14 protein-coding genes, 4 pseudogenes and 1 riboswitch are annotated in these 19,777 nt (G+C 52.6%); of the genes and pseudogenes, 11 read left to right on the top strand and 7 right to left on the bottom strand.

The window, feature by feature from the left end; translation table 11 throughout:
* Positions 1-353 precede the first annotated feature (353 nt).
* The 3 genes from pruA (at position 354) to IKE44_RS04255 (ending at position 3,940) form a co-directional block, all read left to right on the top strand.
* The gene (gene pruA / locus IKE44_RS04245; RefSeq protein ID WP_287465101.1) at positions 354-1,901 is read left to right on the top strand and encodes an L-glutamate gamma-semialdehyde dehydrogenase; all 1,548 of its coding nucleotides are present in this window, start codon (positions 354-356) and stop codon (positions 1,899-1,901) included.
* Positions 1,902-1,971: 70 nt separating this feature from the next.
* Positions 1,972-3,180, top strand: a complete 1,209-nt coding sequence (locus IKE44_RS04250) for an ornithine--oxo-acid transaminase (RefSeq protein ID WP_033016504.1) — start codon at positions 1,972-1,974, stop codon at positions 3,178-3,180.
* 151 nt (positions 3,181-3,331) lie between these two features.
* On the top strand, positions 3,332-3,940 hold the full coding sequence (locus tag IKE44_RS04255; protein WP_033016526.1) for a DedA family protein: 609 nt from the start codon (positions 3,332-3,334) through the stop codon (positions 3,938-3,940).
* A 62-nt stretch (positions 3,941-4,002) separates the two neighbouring features.
* Here IKE44_RS04255 and IKE44_RS04260 read toward each other — a convergent pair whose 3' ends face one another.
* The 4 genes from IKE44_RS04260 to IKE44_RS04275 all read right to left on the bottom strand — a co-directional run bounded on the left by IKE44_RS04260 (position 4,003) and on the right by IKE44_RS04275 (position 7,787).
* Positions 4,003-4,992, bottom strand: coding sequence for a FecCD family ABC transporter permease (locus IKE44_RS04260; protein ID WP_287465103.1), 990 nt, complete (start codon positions 4,990-4,992; stop codon positions 4,003-4,005).
* The gene (locus tag IKE44_RS04265; protein WP_049625084.1) at positions 4,989-5,996 is read right to left on the bottom strand and encodes a FecCD family ABC transporter permease; all 1,008 of its coding nucleotides are present in this window, start codon (positions 5,994-5,996) and stop codon (positions 4,989-4,991) included. The genes IKE44_RS04260 and IKE44_RS04265 overlap by 4 nt, the downstream gene beginning before the upstream one ends.
* 67 nt (positions 5,997-6,063) lie before the next feature.
* Positions 6,064-6,990, bottom strand: a complete 927-nt coding sequence (locus tag IKE44_RS04270; protein ID WP_049625083.1) for an iron-hydroxamate ABC transporter substrate-binding protein — start codon at positions 6,988-6,990, stop codon at positions 6,064-6,066.
* Positions 6,987-7,787 carry an ABC transporter ATP-binding protein gene (locus IKE44_RS04275; protein ID WP_287465105.1) on the bottom strand — a complete coding sequence of 267 codons (801 nt, stop codon included), beginning with the start codon at positions 7,785-7,787 and terminating at the stop codon, positions 6,987-6,989. Before IKE44_RS04275 ends, IKE44_RS04270 begins: the two co-directional genes overlap by 4 nt.
* 97 nt (positions 7,788-7,884) lie before the next feature.
* On the opposite strand from IKE44_RS04275, the pseudogene IKE44_RS04280 reads away from it, so the two are divergent.
* Both IKE44_RS04280 and IKE44_RS04285 read left to right on the top strand, forming a co-directional pair.
* Positions 7,885-8,877 (top strand): annotated as a pseudogene (locus IKE44_RS04280) (sigma-54 interaction domain-containing protein); the annotation flags it as partial.
* Positions 8,849-9,259 (top strand): annotated as a pseudogene (locus IKE44_RS04285) (acyl-CoA dehydrogenase family protein); the annotation flags it as partial. The pseudogenes IKE44_RS04280 and IKE44_RS04285, both read left to right, overlap by 29 nt.
* Here the strand turns inward: IKE44_RS04285 and IKE44_RS04290 are convergent.
* The gene (locus IKE44_RS04290) at positions 9,175-9,468 is read right to left on the bottom strand and encodes a DoxX family protein (protein ID WP_080706549.1); all 294 of its coding nucleotides are present in this window, start codon (positions 9,466-9,468) and stop codon (positions 9,175-9,177) included. The pseudogene IKE44_RS04285 and the gene IKE44_RS04290 overlap by 85 nt on opposite strands.
* A 138-nt stretch (positions 9,469-9,606) precedes the next feature.
* Here IKE44_RS04290 and IKE44_RS04295 point away from each other — a divergent pair, with 138 nt between their 5' ends.
* The gene (locus tag IKE44_RS04295) at positions 9,607-10,311 is read left to right on the top strand and encodes a DsbA family oxidoreductase (protein ID WP_287465108.1); all 705 of its coding nucleotides are present in this window, start codon (positions 9,607-9,609) and stop codon (positions 10,309-10,311) included.
* Between the two features lie 85 nt (positions 10,312-10,396).
* Here IKE44_RS04295 and IKE44_RS04300 read toward each other — a convergent pair whose 3' ends face one another.
* Positions 10,397-10,861, bottom strand: coding sequence for a DinB family protein (locus IKE44_RS04300; protein ID WP_015373774.1), 465 nt, complete (start codon positions 10,859-10,861; stop codon positions 10,397-10,399).
* A gap of 217 nt (positions 10,862-11,078) precedes the next feature.
* Between IKE44_RS04300 and IKE44_RS04305 the strand changes: the two are divergent.
* Positions 11,079-11,760: pseudogene (locus IKE44_RS04305) on the top strand (N-acetylmuramoyl-L-alanine amidase family protein).
* A gap of 208 nt (positions 11,761-11,968) precedes the next feature.
* Here IKE44_RS04305 and ltaS read toward each other — a convergent pair.
* On the bottom strand, positions 11,969-13,930 hold the full coding sequence (ltaS, locus tag IKE44_RS04310; protein ID WP_033016512.1) for a lipoteichoic acid synthase: 1,962 nt from the start codon (positions 13,928-13,930) through the stop codon (positions 11,969-11,971).
* Between the two features lie 460 nt (positions 13,931-14,390).
* On the opposite strand from ltaS, the gene IKE44_RS04315 reads away from it, so the two are divergent.
* From IKE44_RS04315 to IKE44_RS04330, 4 genes and pseudogenes are all read left to right on the top strand, one after another.
* The gene (locus IKE44_RS04315) at positions 14,391-15,728 is read left to right on the top strand and encodes a TrkH family potassium uptake protein (protein ID WP_033016513.1); all 1,338 of its coding nucleotides are present in this window, start codon (positions 14,391-14,393) and stop codon (positions 15,726-15,728) included.
* Positions 15,729-15,878: 150 nt separating this feature from the next.
* Positions 15,879-16,018: riboswitch (cyclic di-AMP (ydaO/yuaA leader) on the top strand.
* A 93-nt stretch (positions 16,019-16,111) separates the two neighbouring features.
* A complete protein-coding gene (locus IKE44_RS04320) occupies positions 16,112-17,947 on the top strand; it encodes an APC family permease (RefSeq protein ID WP_287465112.1) in 1,836 nt (611 codons plus the stop codon).
* Positions 17,948-18,053: 106 nt separating this feature from the next.
* On the top strand, positions 18,054-18,692 hold the full coding sequence (ytaF, locus tag IKE44_RS04325) for a sporulation membrane protein YtaF (protein WP_049624469.1): 639 nt from the start codon (positions 18,054-18,056) through the stop codon (positions 18,690-18,692).
* A 64-nt stretch (positions 18,693-18,756) separates the two neighbouring features.
* Positions 18,757-19,740 (top strand): annotated as a pseudogene (locus IKE44_RS04330) (sporulation protein).
* Positions 19,741-19,777 lie beyond the last annotated feature (37 nt).

The following is a 19,777-nucleotide window of genomic DNA, read 5'->3' on the forward strand; positions in this document are numbered from 1 at the left end:
AGGCGTGACGGAAGACCGAACAACCACCTGCTTCACAGACCCATATATGGGTCTGTGAAGCGGCGTTGTTCGGTCGCCTGACAGTCGATAAAAGCTGCAAATGGTAAATCTTCAAATTGCATCTATACAGATCAACGGATCGCTCTTTACTGCGGCATTCCGTTTTTGCTCGCTTGCTACGTGTACTACCACCTTGTGGCGAAAAAACGGGTTCAGCCCCTAGCCGCAGAAAAAGGGGAGCTCAAGGCGCCAAGTAAAAATCATTGAAAAAAGCCATAATCATTCGCATAATATAACTATGAAACCGTTTTATAACGAAAAATTTTTTTGCCTTTAAAAAGGAGGATGACGAAATGGTGCAGCCGTACAGAAACGAACCGCTCACAGATTTTACCGTGGAAGCAAACCGCGAGGCGTTTTTAGCAGCGCTCAAAAAAGTGGAATCGGAGCTTGGGCGCGATTATCCGCTTGTGATCGGCGGCGAGCGGGTGATGACGGAAGACAAAATCACGTCGATCAATCCAGCGAACAAAGCGGAAGTCATCGGCCGGGTGGCGAAAGCGACCAAAGAGCTGGCGGAGCGGGCGATGAAAACCGCTGATGAGGCGTTTCGCACTTGGAGCCGGACGAGCCCGGAAGCGCGGGCCGATATTTTGTTCCGGGCGGCGGCGATCGTGCGCCGGCGCAAGCACGAGTTTTCCGCTTGGCTGGTGAAAGAAGCGGGCAAACCGTGGCGTGAAGCGGACGCCGATACCGCGGAAGCGATCGACTTTATGGAATATTACGGACGGCAAATGCTGAAGCTGAAAGACGGCATTCCGGTTGAGAGCCGTCCGGGGGAAACGAACCGGTTTTTCTACATTCCGCTTGGCGTCGGGGTTGTCATTTCGCCGTGGAACTTCCCGTTTGCCATTATGGCCGGAACGACGGTCGCTTCGCTTGTCACGGGCAATACGGTGCTGTTGAAACCGGCAAGCGCAACGCCGGTCGTGGCGTATAAATTTGTGGAAGTGTTGGAAGAAGCGGGGCTTCCGGCTGGTGTGTTGAACTATATTCCGGGCAGCGGAGCCGAAGTCGGGGATTATCTCGTCGACCATCCGCGCACACGATTTATCAGCTTCACCGGATCGCGGGATGTCGGCATCCGCATTTATGAGCGGGCGGCGAAAGTGCACCCAGGGCAAATTTGGCTGAAACGCGTCATCGCGGAAATGGGCGGCAAAGACGGCATCATTGTCGATAAAGAAGCGGACCTCGAACTGGCGGCGCAATCGATCGTGGCGTCGGCGTTTGGCTACTCTGGGCAAAAATGTTCGGCGTGCTCGCGCGCCATTATCGTCGAAGATGTGTATGACCAAGTGTTGAATCGCGTTGTCGAGCTGACGAAGCAGCTCAACGTCGGCGATCCGGCGGAGCAAGCGACGTTTATGGGACCTGTCATCGACCAAGGGGCGTACAACAAAATTATGGAGTATATCGAAATCGGCAAGCAGGAAGGCCGTCTCATGACCGGCGGGGAAGGAGACGACTCGAAAGGGTTCTTCATCCAGCCGACCGTGTTTGCGGATGTCGACCCGAACGCGCGCATCATGCAGGAGGAAATTTTCGGACCGGTCGTGGCGTTTGCGAAAGCGCGCGACTTTGACCATGCGCTTGAGATTGCGAACAACACCGAATACGGTCTGACAGGAGCCGTCATCTCGCGCAATCGGGCGAATCTTGAAAAAGCGCGGCACGAGTTCCATGTCGGCAACTTGTACTTCAACCGCGGCTGCACAGGGGCGATCGTCGGGTATCATCCGTTTGGCGGCTTCAACATGTCAGGCACTGACTCGAAAGCGGGCGGCCCGGACTATTTGATCCTCCATATGCAAGCGAAAACCGTATCGGAAATGTTTTAAACCAAAAAAGGGCGGCGGCGTCCGCCCTTTTATAGCGAAGAAACGCAGATAAGGAAAGGAGCGGTTGATGATGGCTACGAAGTCCGAACAGCTCATTGAACAGACGGAGCGATACGGAGCACGAAATTATCATCCATTGCCGATTGTCATTTCGGAAGCGGAAGGGGTATGGGTGAAAGACCCGGAAGGCAACCGCTATATGGACATGTTAAGCGCCTATTCGGCCGTCAACCAAGGACATCGTCATCCGAAAATTGTGGAGGCGTTGAAGCGGCAAGCTGACCGCGTCACGCTCACATCGCGCGCCTTCCATAACGACCAGCTCGGCCCATGGTACGAAAAAGTGTGCCGGCTGACGAAAAAAGAGATGGTGCTGCCGATGAACACCGGCGCCGAGGCGGTAGAAACGGCGCTCAAGGCGGCGCGCCGCTGGGCGTATGACGTGAAAGGCGTCCCTGACAATCAGGCGGAAATCATCGTTTGTGAAGGCAATTTCCATGGCCGGACGCTCGCCGCGGTGTCGTTGTCGTCCGAACCGGCTTATAAACGCGGTTTTGGTCCGCTTTTGCCCGGGGTGAAAATCATCCCGTACGGGGATATCGAAGCGCTCAAGGCAGCGATGACACCGAATACGGCGGCGTTTCTTGTCGAACCAATCCAAGGGGAAGCCGGCATCCGCATCCCGCCGCAAGGCTTTTTAAAAGCGGCCTATGACGTGTGCAAAGAACACAACGTGTTGTTCATCGCCGATGAAATCCAAACCGGGCTAGGACGGACGGGGAAGTTGTTTGCTTGCGACTGGGAAAATGTTGTGCCTGATATGTATATTTTAGGGAAAGCATTGGGCGGCGGGGTGTTCCCGATTTCGTGCGTCGTCGCCAACCGCGACATTTTGTCGGTGTTTGAACCGGGCTCGCACGGGTCGACGTTCGGCGGCAATCCGCTCGCTTGCGCGGTGTCGATCGCGGCGCTTGAGGTGATCGAAGAAGAGCGGCTGGCGGAGCGGTCGCTTGAGCTTGGCGAATATTTTTTGGCAAAGTTAAAGCAAATCGAAAACAAGGACATTAAAGAAATCCGCGGCCGCGGCTTGTTTATCGGCGTCGAGCTGCATGGACCGGCGCGTCCGTATTGCGAAACGCTGAAAGAACAAGGGCTGCTTTGCAAGGAGACGCATGAGACGGTCATCCGTTTTGCGCCGCCGCTCATTATTACGAAAGAAGAGCTCGACTGGGCGATTGAGCGGATTGTAAAGGTGCTGTCCCAACCGGCTGCGGTTTAAAAAAGTGGAAAAAAGGTGTCCCGAAAGTACAGCGGGGCGCCTTTTTGTTTTGCGGGGAATGGCGGTTTTCTGTTAAGATAGGGAAAGGATTGCATTGACGCTGCATAAACATCCTACATAAGCGAAGGACGAGTGAATGGAGGAAGAACGCGTGCAGGCTTGGATCACTGATTTTATGGAGCAATTCGGATATATCGGTATTTTTTTGATGATCGCGCTTGAAAATATTTTCCCGCCGATTCCGTCGGAAGTCATTTTGCCGTTTGGCGGGTTCATGACGACGTACACGTCTTTGACGGTGCCAGGCGTCATTGTGGCAGCGACAGCGGGATCGATCGTTGGGGCGATCGTGCTGTATGGGATCGGCCGGCTGTTGTCCGTTGAGCGGCTTGAGCGGATCGTTGACCGCTGGGGCGGATGGCTGCGGGTGAAGCCGGAAGACATTGCCAAGGCGAACCGGACGTTTCATCGCTACGGGGTGTGGGCCGTTTTTTTCGGACGCATGATTCCGCTTGTACGCAGCTTGATTTCCATTCCAGCGGGCATGGCGAAGATGAATATCGGGCTGTTTGTCTGGCTGTCGGTATTGGGGACGCTCATTTGGAATACGATTTTAATCTCCGTCGGCGCGGCGCTCGGCCAGTCGTGGGGAAAAGTATCCGATGTGATTGGCGCGTACGCTGATGTTGTCTATATCATCATCGCGATTGTCATTGTGGTTGCGGTTGTCCGCTTTTGGAAAAGACGCCGGGTTTTATGAACCGGCGTCTTTGTTTGGCGGGTGTCATCGCTCGAACCCGTTCTCATAACGGGCAGCGGATGTCAACGCTTTAACAACAAGTAAATGAAATACGGCGCGCCGATCAAGGGGACGATGACGCCGGCGGGAAGCGGCTCGGCGAGAACGTTGCGCCCGATCGTGTCAGCTGCAAGCAGCAGCCAGCCGCCAATGAGCATGGAGGCCGGAATGACCCGCTCATGGCGTGGGCCAACGATCGACTTGGCGATATGCGGCGCCATTAAGCCGATAAAGGAGATGCTCCCGGTTACAGAGACGGCGGCGGCCGCGACGGCAATAGCTGTTGTCATAAGCACGAGCCGCTCGCGGCGGACGTGGACGCCGACCCCGATCGAAACAGGGTCGCCTAAGTGCAAAATATTGAGATGCTTCGCCCGATATAGCGCCACCAGTGTGCCCGCAGCCAACCACGGCAGCACGGCCCAAATAAACGGCCAATCATCGCCCCAAATGTTGCCGGAAAGCCAGCGGGCGATAAAATCGACTTTTGTCCGGTCGGCGGCGGAAATGAGGACGATCATCAGCCCAGATAGCGCCATCGACATGCCGACGCCGGTTAAGATAAACGGCACCGGCTGCAGCCCGGTTGTTTTCTTGTAGGAGATGGCATAGATGGCAACTGCTGTCAGAATCGCCCCGGTGAAGGCAACGAGCGGCAAGGCGTAAAGAAATGTTCCGGCCTCAATCGGAAAAAACAAAAAGAACAAGGCGACGCCCGCGCCTGCGCCGGCGTTGATCCCAAGCACGCCCGGGTCGGCGAGGTCATTGCGCGTGAGGCCTTGCAATACGGCCCCGGATAAGGCGAGCGCCATGCCGGCCAACAAGGTGATGAAAAGGCGCGGCAGGCGAAGGGAAAACAAAATGAATTCCTCTTCCATCGAACCGTAGCCCAATAGTGTCGGGACGATGCGGTTATATGAGAGCGGCGCATCGCCGGTGCTTAAGGCGACGGCCGCTGTTGCGGCAATGAGCAACGCAAGCACGGCAAAGAGCGAAAAACTTTTTTTTCTCATGAAAAGCCCCTCCCTTGTTTCCGCACGACGAAGAGGAAAAACGGCAAGCCGATGACGGCGATGATGGCGGCCACCGGCGTTTCAAACGGGGCATTGACCGTGCGCGCCGCCGTGTCGGCCAGCACCATGGCGCTGGCGCCGACAGTCGCTGACAGCGGGATGACAAACCGGTAGTCGGCGCCGGCTATTGCCCTCACGAGGTGAGGAACCATTAAGCCGATAAAGGTGATATTGCCGGCGATGGCGACCGACGCTCCTGTTAATAAAAACACAGCGAAAAACAGCCATGTTTTGACGGTCGTTGTTTTTTGTCCAACGCCAACCGCGACGTCTTCACTCAAACTAAGGATCGTCAGCTGCCGTGAATACCATGCGGCAATAGCGAGCCCGGTCGTGATGAGCGGGATGACGATCGACAATTGTTTCCATGAAGCTCCGGCCACCCCGCCTGACATCCACATCGAGACGTCTTTGGAAATGTGGAAATACAGTCCGATTCCTTCGGCGATGGCGAATAAAAGCGTCGAAACCGCCGAGCCGGCCAAGACGATGCGAAGCGGTGAAAACCCTCCTTTGCGGGCGGCGCCGATGCCAAAGACGGCCCCTGCCCCGGCGGCCGCACCAAGCAAACAGGCGACCGTGATCAAAAGATAATGGGCGGAAGGGAAAAAGGCCATTGTCATGGCCAACGCTGCGTTTGCGCCGGCGGTGAGGCCAAGGAGACCGGGGTCGGCAAGCGGATTGCGCGTCATCCCCTGCATGATCGCTCCGGCGACGGCAAGGCCGGCGCCGACAAAGGCGGCCGCTGTTTCGCGCGGCAGACGGAGCTCGCGAATGAGATCAAGCTGTTTGCTTTGTTGATCGGAAAACAACGCCCGCCATACGTCGCTCCATGTCGTATCGGCGACGCCGACTCGCATCGAGCCAAACCAAACGGCGACAAGCAGGCCAAGCGACAGAAAAAACATATAACGAAACGGCCAACGCCGGCGGTCTGCGTCCATTGGTGACTCCCCCTTTGACACAAAGAAGGACGGGACATTCACTGCCCATGAACGCCCCGTCTCGTCGTTATTGGCCTAAAAAATGTTTTTTAAAGAAATCGAGTTGGTAGTCTAACGTAATCGGGTCGTTGAAATAAAATGCCTTCGCATCGGCGACAAACATATGGCCGTTTTTGACAGCAGGGATGTTTTTGAACGTGTTCGTTTCCATAAACGATGTGTCGCCGTCGTCGTTTTTGCTTAAGATGAGATAATCGCCGACAAACTGCGGGAGCGCCTCAAGGGAAACGGCATAGTAGCCCGGTTTGAGCGCCTGTTCTTCTACAGCTTTTGGCATTTTCAGCTTCATTTCTTGATACAAAATCTCAGTGCCGCGCGCCCAGTTGTTGCCGAACACATACAGCTGCTTATCAAAGTTTTCGACTACAGTGACGGTCGCGTTTTCGCCAATTTTGGCCCGGATTTCTTCCCCGGCTTGTTGCGCCCGTTGTTTGAAATCGTCGATCCACGCTTTCGCTTCTTTTTCTTTATTCAACAGTTTCCCGATTTCCAAAAACTGTGTCAAATAATCGACTTTGCCGTATGTAAAGGTGACGGTCGGCGCGATTTTGCTTAATTTGTGGACGTTTTTCGTATTGGATAATCCGATGATTAAGTCCGGTTTTAACGCCATAATTTTTTCAATGTCTTCATCGGTCACGACTTCGGCATCTTTCAGTTTTTCTTGAAAAAGCGGGCTCATTTTCGACCACGAATCCACGCCAACAACGGGGACGTCCAAGGCCAGCACATGTCCGGCAAACGTCGATAAGACGACGACGCGCTTCGGATTAGCCGGCACTTCCACCGGTCCGTTTTCCGATTGGTATGTAATCGTTTCTGTCTTTTTTTCTTTTGGTGAAGCGCTGTTGTTCTTTTGATCGTCCGCCGCGTTGCCGCATGCGCTTAGCACAAGCGCGAACATCAGCAACAATGCAAGCCATGTTTTCCTCATGATGAATAAACCTCCCTGAGCAATTGATAAGTGAAGCAAATTGGTTTGTTCGTCCGCGGGTCGCGGCCGATGTCGGCGTCGATGCCGAACACGTCGCGGAGCACTTCGCGACAGATAACGTCTTCGCTCCGCCCGGACTTGATGATGGCTCCTGCTTTCATAGCGATGAGATAGTCGGCAAAGCGGGCCGCCTGGTTGATGTCATGAAGCACCATGACGATCGTCCGCCCTTCTTCTTGGTTCAGCCGCTCAAGCAGCTCGAGCACCTCAAGCTGATGGGCGATGTCCAAATACGTCGTCGGTTCATCCAAAAAGATGATGTCGGTCTCTTGGGCGAGCGCCATGGCGATCCAGACGCGCTGCCGCTGCCCGCCCGAGAGCGCATCGACCGGCCGGTGCTTTAAGTCGGCCGTTTTGGTGACGTCAAGCGCCCAGTCAATCGCTTCATAATCCCGCTTTGTCAGCCGTCCGAATCCTTTTTGATACGGAAAGCGGCCGTACGAGACGAGCTCAGCGACCGTTAATCCGCTTGTCGCTTCCGGCGTCTGCGGCAAAATGGCCATTTTTTTCGCCAGCTCTTTCGTCGGTTGCTGGGAAATGGCTTGGCCGTCTAAAATGACCGCGCCCGATTGTGGGGAAATGATGCGCGTCAACGTCTTGAGCAGCGTCGACTTGCCGCACCCGTTCGGCCCGATAATGGCAGTGATTTGCCGATCGGGAATGCGGACGGACAATCGTTCAAAAATCGTCCGGTCGTCATAGCGGACGGTGAGCTCCTCGGCATACAAGCGAACCATGCGGCCACCTCCTTTTGGACTAAGAAAATGAAAATCACTATCATTAACAATCTTTATTATAACGAAATTCTTAAAAAAGACAATGAATTTTCTCATCGAAAAAACAAGTTTTATTTACCGGGCGCCGGCGATGGCGCATGTGATCGCCATTGCCCGCCAGGCGGCGGCCGTGGATGTCACCGTGCTTTTGACCGGAGAGTCGGGCGTCGGAAAGGAAGAGTTAGCGAACTTCATCTGGAAGCAGAGCGCGCGCAGCGGCCGTCCGTTTGTGAAGGTAAACTGCGGGGCGATTCCGGAGACGATGATGGAGTCCGAGCTGTTCGGCTATGAGCCCGGGGCGTTCACCGGTGCGGCGAAAAAAGGAAAAAAGGGTTACTTTGAACAGGCGGATGGCGGGACGATTTTTCTCGATGAAATTAGCGAAATCCCGCTCCACCTGCAAGTAAAACTCCTTCGTGTGCTTCAGTCGATGGAAATTATGCGCTTGGGGGCTGAGGCGCCCAAACGGATCGATGTCCGCATCATCGCCGCAACGAACAAACCGCTTGAAGAGCTGGTCGCCGCCGGGCGGTTCAGAGCTGATTTGTTTTACCGGCTGAACGTCATGCCGATCGCCATTCCGCCGTTGCGCGACCGGAAGGAAGACATCCCGCTGTTGGTCGACCATTATCGAAAGCGGTTTGCTAAAAAGTATCAAAAACAGCTCGTGTTCACCGACAGGGCGCTTGCGATGATGATGGACTACCATTGGCCTGGCAACGTCCGCGAGCTCGTCAACGCCATTGAGCGCATGTTTGTAACGTCTGCCGCGCCCGTCGTCGACGAAGATCACGTGGCGAAATGGCTTCATCTTGAGCCGCCGACGGCTGCCGATCCGGTGTCAGTCAGCGAGGTCGTTCCGCTCAAACAAGCGGTGGCGGACGTCGAGCGCCAGCTCATCATCAAAGCGCTTCATCATGCGCGCACGTATCGGCGGGCGGCGAAGCTGTTGGGTGTCGATGCGTCGACCCTTGTGCGCAAGGCGCAAAAATATGGAATCGAATCACGGGGAGGGGAAGAAGATGGATTTTACGTTGCCAGCCGAGATTGAATTTTTAAAAGAAAACGTCCGTAAATTTGTGAAAGAAGTCGTGGAACCGGTGGCCATGGACATTGAAGAAAACGACCACATTCCAGAAGATATTATTGAAAAATCGAAAGCCATGGGGCTGTTCGGCTTAAGCATCCTGGAAGAATACGGCGGCCTTGGCTTGTCGATGGTCGGCAAATGCGCCATTTATGAAGAACTCGGGAAAACGCATAACGGCTATACGACATTAATCGGCGCTCATACCGGCATCGGTACGGTCGGCATCGTCGAGCTCGGCACCGAGGAACAAAAGCGGCGCTACTTGCCAAAAATGGCGACAGGCGAAAGGATCGGCGCCTTTGCCTTAACCGAGCCGAGCGCCGGCTCGAACGCCGCCGCAATCGGCCGTGTGCCAAGGCCAAGCATCATCGCCCAGCCGCCGGCAAGCTCCACCATCGTCACGATGTAGGCGAGCCAGCCGGGAAGCCCCATCGCCGCAAACGAATCGGCCGCCGCCTCAAGCCCCCGCTGCCATTTCACCCAGCCATGGGCGAAAAAGATGAACCCGGTGACAATCCACAACAGAAAGGCGCCGAATTCCTGGGAATGCATGAGATTCTCCCTCCTTGTCCCAACAGCATGGTAGTACAATGTATGCGGGTGGGTCCGCCCCCGTGCCTTTCGTTCGCCATTTGACTAGCGATGGGTTACAATGGAGGGGAAGCGCGTCAAAAGTAGAGGAGGATGGCCATGAAAATTGAAGTATGGTCCGATTTTGTCTGCCCGTTTTGCTATATCGGCAAACGCCGATTGGAACAGGCGCTTGAGCCATTTCCGCACCGGGAAGACGTTGAAATCGTATTCCGCAGCTTTGAACTCGATCCAAACGCACCAAACGAGACCCCATTGACGATTCATGAAATCATCGCCAACAAATACGGCATTTCGCTCGAGGAAGCGAAGCGGGCGAACGCCGATATCGGCCGGCAGGCGGAGGCGGTCGGTTTGACGTTCCGCTTTGACACGATGAAGCCGACGAATACGTTTGACGCCCACCGGTTGGCTCAATATGCGAATGAAAAAGGAAAGCTTCAAGATGTCGTCGAGCGGTTGTTTTACGCCTATTTTACGGAGTCGAAGCGAATCAGCGACCGCAATGTGCTGCTTGCGATCGCCGAAGCAGCCGGGCTTGACCGGACGGAAGCGGAAGAAGTGTTGGCTAGCGACCGCTACACACAAGAGGTGCGCTGCGATGAGGAAGAAGCGGCGGCGTTGGGCGTCCGCGGCGTGCCGTTTTTCGTTCTGAACCGGAAGTATGCGATTTCCGGCGCCCAGCCGGTTGAGGTGTTCCGGCGGGCGCTGGAGAAGGTATGGGAGGAAGAACAATCGCGGCCGCTGCAGCCGCTGTCGACTGATCAAGGCGGGACGTGCACCGACGAAGGGTGCTCTATTTAAGAAAATAAATCAAAAGGAAAAGCCGGTTAGGGATGCCTAGCCGGCTTTTTTGCGAAGCCCCATAATGAAACAATGGGAGAGAAGATTAACCGCGCTTCACAAACAGCGGCAAGTCCGTATGCCCCATGCCGCGGACGTAGACGAACAGCTGGCCTTTATGATGAATTTCATGATCCATTGCCATTTGCAACAACTGTTTGGTTGGAATTTGAATGCCGAAAATCGATGTTAAATCGAGCGTTCGGTCGAAGTCGTCATCGCGCATCGATTCGATGAGCTGCTTCGTTTTTTCCGTATACGACTCCGCCAGCTTGGCCAAATTCGTCTCCGATTCCTCGATTTTTTGCCGGAACAGCGATGGATCGCCGTGTTTCGCCGTGTTGGCGAAATTGTAGAAGCTGAACAGCATATGTGTCGCCAGCTGCTTTGCTGTCATCGAGGTCGGCGTCGGTTTGTAATCATAATGCGCCTCGTCGATTTTGTGGATCAATTCCATCGTGACATGGCGGTGGGAAAGGAAATATTGCACCCATTGTTGTGCGCGGGACATGCGTATTCCTCCTATGGAATTTATTTCCTCGTCCTATTATACCACAAATAGAGGAAATGTTGGCGGCTAGTGTTTCTCCTTGTTTTGGTCCTTTGCCTGTCACCTTTTCCTTTCAAATGCTTATTCTATTAATAAAATAAGGAAAAATGTGGAGTGGATGTCCCTATATTGTCTTCGTGAAAAACGCCGGACATGTAAGGAAGGGGAGAAAACGACGATGCCGAAAATTTTTATTGACCCCGGTCATGGGGGAAGAGATACCGGAGCGATCGGCAACGGGTTGTTGGAGAAAGACATTACGTTGTTTATCGCTCTTGAAATCAACCGTCTGCTGCAAAATGAGTATGAAGGAGTGTTGGTGCAGCTGAGTCGGACAAAAGATGAAACGGTGCCGCTTGAGGAGCGGACCGATCGGGCCAATCAATGGGGGGCGGATTTATACGTGTCGATTCATGTGAATGCCGGTGGCGGCACGGGGTATGAAGATTATATTTATAATCGGCTTGATGACGATTCGGTAACAGCCCGCATCCGCGATGCCATTCATGAAGAAGTCGTCAAGGCTACAGGATTTCGCGACCGTGGGAAAAAGAAAGCAAACTTCCATGTGCTGCGCGAAACAGTGATGCCGGCGGTGCTCACGGAGAATGGATTTATTGATCGAAAAGAGGATGCAGAAAAATTGAATGACACCCAGTTTTTGCGAACAGTCGCCCGTGGGCATGTGAATGGAATGGCACGGGCATTGGATCTGACAAAAAATCAAACCTCTTTTTAACGCGTGTGACAGTGGATGGAACGCAAGTCGAGGCATTTGCGGAGAAGGAAAATGTGCTGCGTCAAGTGAGCGTTATTTAGGAAGAGCGAAGCGGATTGTGCTTGAACAAGTCGAGGAATGACGGGAACGCTTGCCTAGTTTCAGCTGGGCGAGCGTTTTTTTGTCCGTTTGTCCTAGAAGGGTGGTGATGGAGTGAAAAAAACACGAAAAACACGGTGTTCTCAAGTTGAGAAGCCTTTTAAAACCAGGCCTTCTCTCGCGTCCCCAAACACTGATTAAGCGAAAGTCACCGTTTTTCACCGGCCTTCTAGAAAAAAAGAGGGAAGCGCTTATTGTGCGCTTCCCTCTTCATTTTCGCGTTTGTTGTAATCGTATTTCGACGGATCGACCGGTTCGAAGCCTTTTGGGGTATAGAACCGGAGCAAATCGCCGTAAACAACCTTATCCGACAGGTCGAGCTTCGTGCGGACGATTTGTTCGAGACGTTGAATCTCCGGCGTTTCTTCAAGCGGCTCGCCCGTTTTCGTATCATAGTACTTGCCGTTGACCGCTGTCACGGTTGGCGTTACGAAGTCACCGTTGCGGAACGGGATGATTTCTTGATGGTCCGGCGACAACAAGTCCGTTCCGAAGTGGACGTAATTTTTCGTGTCGATGCCAAGCAAATGCAGCAAAGTCGGCAACAAGTCGATTTGGCCGCCGAATTCATGAATGACGCCGCCTTTTATGCCTGGGACATGGATGAACAGCGGCACTCGTTGTAACTGGGCGTGTTCATACGGCGTGATTTCCTTGCCTAAAATTTGCGACATGGCCTTGTTGTGATTTTCCGAAATGCCATAATGGTCGCCGTACAAAATAATGACCGAGCGGTCGTACAGACCGGATTTTTTCAAGTAATCAAAGAACTCTTTGATGGCCTCATCCAAGTAGCGGGCCGTTTGGAAGTAACGGTCGACCGTTCCGTCTCCCGTCGTTGCCGGCGGGATTGTGGCATCTTCCTCGCTGATCGGGTACGGGAAGTGGTTCGACAGTGTAATAAATTTCACATAGAACGGCTCTTTCAACGTTTCCAACAGCGGGATCGACTCCCGGAAGAACGGTTTGTCTTTCAACCCGTAGTTCAAGACGTCCTCGTCGTTCATATCATAGTAGCTGGCGTCAAAGAAATGATCGAACCCGAACGATTTGTAAATTTCATCGCGGTTCCAGAACGATTTGTAGTTGCCGTGGAAAACCGCGCTTGTGTAACCGTATTGGCGCAAAATGGCAGGAGCCGCATGGTACGTATTTTGCCCTTTCGTCGTGAAGACGGCCCCTTGCGGCAGGCCATAGAGCGAGTTTTCGAGCATAAACTCTGCGTCCGATGTTTTCCCTTGACCCGTTTGATGGAAGAAGTTATCGAAATAGAATGTGTTCGGATCGCGGGTGAGCGAGTTTAAAAACGGCGTCACTTCCTGGCCATTCAGTTTGTAGTTGATTAAAAAGTTTTGGAATGACTCCAAGTGAATATAGATGACGTTCATTCCTTTGGCGACGCCGAAATACTTCGGATTCGGCTCGGCATATGTCGCCTGTACATGGTTCAATACGGTTGTGATGTCGCTTTTGTTCGCGAACGCCCGTTGTGTCGACGATTTCATGCTTTGGATCGTGTCATAGATCAAGTAGTTGTATACCCCTAAATATTTGACGATATAGTTGCGGTCAAACGTTCTAGTCAACAGCTGCGGGCGGTCGGCTTCCGCGAGCGCCAAGTTGACGCTGAACATTAAAATGGCCGAAGCAAAAATAACGCCTTTTTTGACGCGACCGGCCCGCACCGGCGGAAGCGGGAACCGTTTCGAGAACACGATCACTGCCAAAATGATCGTGTCCAAGAAATAAAGCGGGTCATACCATCTGAGCAATTCCAAAATGCTGCCGCCGAGATCGCCAAAGTTTTTCGTTTGCGTCAACGTCGGCAATGTAATAAAATCGCTGAAAAAGCGATAATAGACGATATTGGCGTATAAAATGAACGACAAAATGAGATTAATAGTAACGAGCCGCCTATATACCCGTGTTTCTCTGCCCAATAGGGCTAAGCCAAAGAAAAACACCGCCGAGCTGATCGGATTGATCAACAGCAAAAACTCCTGCATGGAGTTGCTGATGCCAAGGTTAAATTCCGCTAGATAGGCGACATACGTCTTCAGCCAAAACAAGAGCACCGCCAAAATAAAAAAACCAATATATTGGTTAGGGAGAGAACGGCATTTTGTCAACAATTTCTTTCCAATCGTTTTCACGTTCTCTTCTCCTCCTTTGTCTCGTATTCTCGAAAGATCCATTTCTATTTCTATTCTTCTATGAACAGCTTCCGCGCATAGCAGCCAGCATTTTGTCCTGACATCATTTTACATCGGAACGTCTCCATGTCAAGTAGCATAATACGTCTTTTGCCAAAAGTCAATGGAATGTTTTTTAAGGATTGACGGGCGCCTCCCTCCTTGCCACCTCGTTTCCCTGTATGGCGATGGACTGCCACTCATATATGACGAATGGAAATCGAAAAGGTTTCAACTGCCCTTCTGAAAACGTCCCGATGCGCGTGGCCATGCCCTTTACCCATTTTATTAGACAACGAGGACATTATGATAAAAATTATTGGCTGTACCGGAATCGGCTTGTTTTTGGTATATTTTTTCTATGCATTATCCACAAACTATAAGGAAGAACTGGATGAAGGGAAAGAGGTAAGCCATGCCAATGAATCCGAAAGGCAAATTTTTTGATCCGCCGAAAATTCTCGTGTCCGGATTTGCGCTCATTATTTTGATTGGAGCGCTGCTGTTGATGCTTCCTGTTGCGACCGTGGATGGAAAGGGGTTGCCGTTTTTAGACGCGCTGTTTACAGCGACTTCCGCGACGTGCGTAACTGGACTTGTTGTCGTCGACACCGGGACGACGTTTACCCTGTTTGGCCAGCTTGTCATTTTGGCGCTCATTCAAGTCGGTGGGCTCGGATTTATGACGTTTGCGACGCTGTTTGCCTTTTTGTTTGGCAAACGCATTTCGTTGAAAGAACGGCTCATCCTCCAAGAGGCGCTCAATAATTTGACGATCGAGGGCATCGTTCGGCTCGTCAAACGCATTTTCCTTTTTACTGTTGTGATTGAAGGGATCGGCGGGGTGTTGCTCTCAATCCGCTTTGCCTTTGACATGCCGCTCGGCCGGGCGATTTACTTTGGCTTTTTCCATGCGATTTCGAATTTTAACAACGCCGGGTTTGATTTAATGGGTGAGTTCCGCAGCTTGACCGGCTATGTGGACGATCCGGTCGTCAGCCTTGTTGTGCCGATTTTGATTATTTTAGGTGGAATCGGCTTTATTGTCATGAATGAAGTGTACGAGTATAGGCAGATGCGCCGCCTTTCCCTTCATACGAAGGTCGTCGCCATTACGACGGCATGGCTGCTAGTAGCCAGCATGGCGCTGATATTGCTGCTGGAGTGGAACAATCCGAAGACGATGGGGCCGCTGTCGCTCTCAGGCAAGTTTCTGTCCGCGTTTTACCAGGCGGTCACTCCGAGAACGGCGGGCTCGAATACGCTTAACATCCCGGATTTGACGCAGCCGACGCTGTTTTTGATCGTGTTTCTCATGTTTGTCGGCGCTTCCCCGGGTTCGACGGGCGGCGGAATCAAAACAACGACCTTTACGACGTTGCTCGGCGCGGTTTGGTCGCAAATTCGCGGGAAGGAAGACGTCATTTTGTTCCGAAAACGAATTGTCTATGATACGGTATACAAGTCGCTGACCGTGACCATGAGCGGGCTGTTTATCGTCATGTTTGTAACGATGGTGTTGACGATCACCGAAAGCGGAAAAGACTTTCTCATGATTTTATTCGAAGCGACGTCGGCGTTTGGGACCGTCGGACTGTCGATGGGACTGACTCCAGAGTTGTCTCCGCTTGGAAAGACGGTCATTATCTTGACGATGTTTGCCGGCCGCGTCGGTCCGCTGACGATCGCGTACGCGGTCACGCTGCGCCGTCAGCCTGATCCGTTCCGCTATCCGAAAGGGAAAATTATGATTGGATAGAGGCAAGACAGGAAAAAGAAAGAAAGTGTAAAGATAAGGACGGTTTATGCGAAAAAGCGGCTCAAAGGCAGAGAAAATTGTTGTTTTTTCCGCTTTTTCACTGTTTACGGAGAAAAGGAGGAGGAGTAATATATGGAAGCAGAAACAACTGAATATTTAGCGCTGAATCCGTCATGGAGCGGGGGACCCACTTGTTGCAACGCTCGTTGCTAGGGGTGAATCCGAAAGGACGGGCATCTCTCCAAGCCCGAACCCGACAGCTAACCTCGCAAGCGCTTTGGGGAGGACGAGTATGGTTTTGAACCAAACGTAGCCGTTGAGCGCGTCCTCAGCGGTTTTTTCTTTTTGAATCAACTCGAATATGCTTTGGGAGGAACGGAAGCATGGCTTCGTTAAAACGTTTGTTGATTGGGAAACCGATGGAGACAAAACGGCTCAAACATGAAAAATTGCCGAAATGGAAAGCGTTGGCCGTTTTTTCTTCCGATGCCCTGTCATCGGTGGCCTACGCGACGGAAGAAATTTTGCTTGTGCTTGCTTTATTAGGGACAAGCGTCTTTTTCTATTCGCTGCCGATCGCGGTGGCGATTTTAGTATTGCTTTTGTTAGTGACCTTGTCGTATCGGCAAATCATTTACGCGTTTCCGTCCGGCGGCGGGGCGTATGTCGTCGCCCGCGACCATTTGGGGACGAAAATTAGTTTAGTGGCCGGGGCGGCGCTGATGATCGATTATATTTTAACTGTCGCCGTCAGCATCAGCTCCGGCGTCGCCGCGCTGACATCGGCGTTTCCGGGGCTGCTGCCGTGGAAAGTGGAGCTCGCTGTCGCTCTTGTCTTGCTTTTAATGGTGCTCAATTTACGCGGCATTACCGAATCCGCAACGGTTTTCGCCTACCCGACGTATGTGTTCATTGGCTTCGTTCTTGTGATGATCGCTGTCGGCGGGTGGCAGTTGTGGCAGGAAGGATGGCATGGGTTTACGATGCATGAGCATGCTTCCACAGCTCACATGTTTGCGTCCGGTTACAGTTTGTTTATTTTGCTGCGCGCCTTTTCATCGGGATGTTCGGCGATGACTGGGGTCGAAGCAATCAGCAACGGCGTGCCGGCGTTCCGGCCAGACAGTTCAAAAAACGCCGCCATTACGATGGGATGGATGTCCACATTGCTTGGCGTGATGTTTTTAGGCATCACCGTGTTGGCGGCGGGATTCGGCGTTACTCCGACCGAGCATCAAACGGTCATTTCGCAAATCGGACGCCATGTGTTTGGGAATGGTCTTTTGTTTTACTTGTTTCAGCTGGCGACGATGGTCATTTTAGTGCTCGCGGCGAATACGAGTTTTGCCGGGTTTCCGCAGTTGACGTCGATTATGGCGAAGGACGGTTTTTTGCCGAGAAGCTTGGCGGCCCGGGGCGATCGCCTTGTGTTTTCCAATGGCATTATATTGTTGAGCGTGCTGGCGATCGCATTGATCATCGCGTTTCATGCCAAAACCCATTCGCTCATCCCGCTTTATGCGGTTGGCGTCTTTCTTTCCTTTACGATCGGTCAGAGTGGGTTGATTAAAAAATTATGGAATCGGGAAGAAGGACGGAAATTCGGCGTGCTGCTCACCGTCGAAACGGGAGCGGTGGTCACCGGGATCGTCACGCTCGTCACGATGATCGCTAAATTTACGCAAGGGGCCTGGAGCGTCATCGTGGCGATTCCGCTGTTCGTCTGGATGTTCATCCGAATTCACGAGCATTACAAAAAAATTGGCGAGCAATTGCGGCTTGACGAACGGGAGTGGCAACAGCGCGAGAAACTGTTGAAACCAAAAGTCATTATTCCCATTTCCAGCGTCAGCAAAGTGGTCGCCCAATCCGTTCAGTACGCTCGCAGCATTTCCGACGACATTACGGCACTGTCGATTATTTTCGACGAAAAAGACGAACAAAAGCTGCGGCAAAAGTGGGAGAAGTTTTATCCGGACATTCCGTTGGAAGTCATCTATTCACCGTACCGAACCATTTTGTCGCCATTATTAGAATACATCACGAAAGCGGAAAAAGAAGCAGACCGCGCGCCGGTGACAGTGCTCTTGCCGCAATTTATTGTGAAAAAATGGTGGCATACATTTTTGCATAACCAAACCGCCATCATCTTGCGCTTTTTCTTGATCATGAAAAAAGATGTGGTCATTGCGACGCTGCCGTATCATTTGCGGGAATAATGTCGAGAAAAGGGGAAACATTTCCCCGGAAATCGATGCGTGTCGAATGGCAAGAAAGTCCCCTCTCTGTACGGAATTGCATATCGTACGGCAGGGGGGGATTCCTATGTGGTTATGGGTGTCCATGATTTTGCTCGCTTTCAGCGTGAGCATGGACAGTTTGAGCGTAGGCATGACGTATGGAATGAGAGGTGTCCGTTTCTCCTTTGTTTCGTTGGTGCTGATCGCATTCATGTCCGGGGCGGTGGTGTTTGCGTCCATGAACATCGGCCGCCTGTTGGCGCTTTTTTTGCCGTTGCAAGTCGAGCGAGGGCTTGCTTCGGTCATTCTCATGGCGCTTGGCGGTTGGGCGATTTATAACGTCTATAAACCAAAGGGAGACGGGAGCGAGTTTTCGATGGAGCCTGATGAAGCAGGGGGGGCTAACCGTTTCAGCGGCACTGTTCAAGTATTGAAACGCCCCGAACTTGGCGATCTTGATCGTTCAGGCACGATCAGTCAAAAAGAAGCGTTATTAATCGGCATTGCTCTTTCGATGGATTCCTTTGGCGCCGGGATCAGTTCGTCGCTTTTGCATTTTCCGCCGCTTTCGTTTGCCTTGCTGGTTGGTATGTTCAATCTTGTGTTCATCAGACTCGGCTTATCGTTGGGGTATATGGTGTCAAAAACAAGAATCATGAAAAGGGCGACCATGCTGCCTGGGGTTGTATTGATCGTCTTGGGGTTGATCAAATTATTTCGGTGACACCATGTTGGCGGCTTGTTCGTAATTCAAGTGTGAATAAGATGAAAAAAAGGAGAGAGGTCCGATGTGGAAAAAGTTTTTATCGAGACTCGGCATCAGCGCTGCCAAAGTGGATCTCGTGCTGCATCGCTCGCATGTACGCCTTGGTAAAACGTTGTAAGGGGAATTTTTGCTGGAAGGTGGTTCAGTCGCCCAACACATTCGGAACTTAGATGTCGTATTGCAATTAGAAGTGCAAGCGGAAGGGAAGGCATATCGCAAAACCGCGGCGGTGATCCCGGTCGCGTCTTCGTTTACGATTCAGCCTAGCGAGCGGAAAGTGCTCCCGTTTTCGTACACACTGCCGCACCATTTGCCGATCAGCCGCCCCACGGTTCGTTATACGTTCGTCACCCGGCTCGATATTGCCGCTGGGGTGGATGCATATGACCAAGACGCCATTCACATTTTGCCGCCGACCGCCTTGGATCAAGTGTTTTCCGCATTGGCTGCCTTAGGATTCCGGGAGAAACCGGCATCTGGGAGCATTACACCGTACGGACAAGAATTTTCATTCTTCCCAACGGGTGAGTTTCAAGGGATCGTCCAGGAGGTTGAGTTTTTTGCCCTTGTCGAGGGAGAAGGGGTGCGTTTGTATATGGAGATCGACGTCCGCCACGGCTTTGGCGGGGAACGCGAAATGAAACGGGAACTGTTGATTACTCACGAACAGCTTCGCGATTCGGCGGCGGCAGCCCGTCTGCTTCGAGAAGCCATCGAAGAGGCGGTGCAGGCGGCTGGGGCGTTCGGCCAGCTGAGTGGGCATCCGTTGGCAACGCCACATTCGCCAATCTATAGCCATCCCGTAGGCCATTATTCACCCGTCCATCATTCGCACCATGGCGGACATGGATGGGCCGGAGCCATTGGCGGATTCGCGGCTGGCATGTTGGCGGGAATGGTAGCGGAGGAGTTGCTCGACGATGCAGTTGATGATGTGGCTGACGGTCTGGATGTCGATGACTGGTTTGACGGCGGCGATGGATTTGATGGCGGGGATTGGCTGTAAACAGGATGGAGGAAGGCGTTTCGCCTGAGGCGAGACG

Origin of the sequence: Geobacillus sp. (assembly GCF_017515625.1) — a bacterium.
GTDB lineage: Bacteria > Bacillota > Bacilli > Bacillales > Anoxybacillaceae > Geobacillus > Geobacillus stearothermophilus.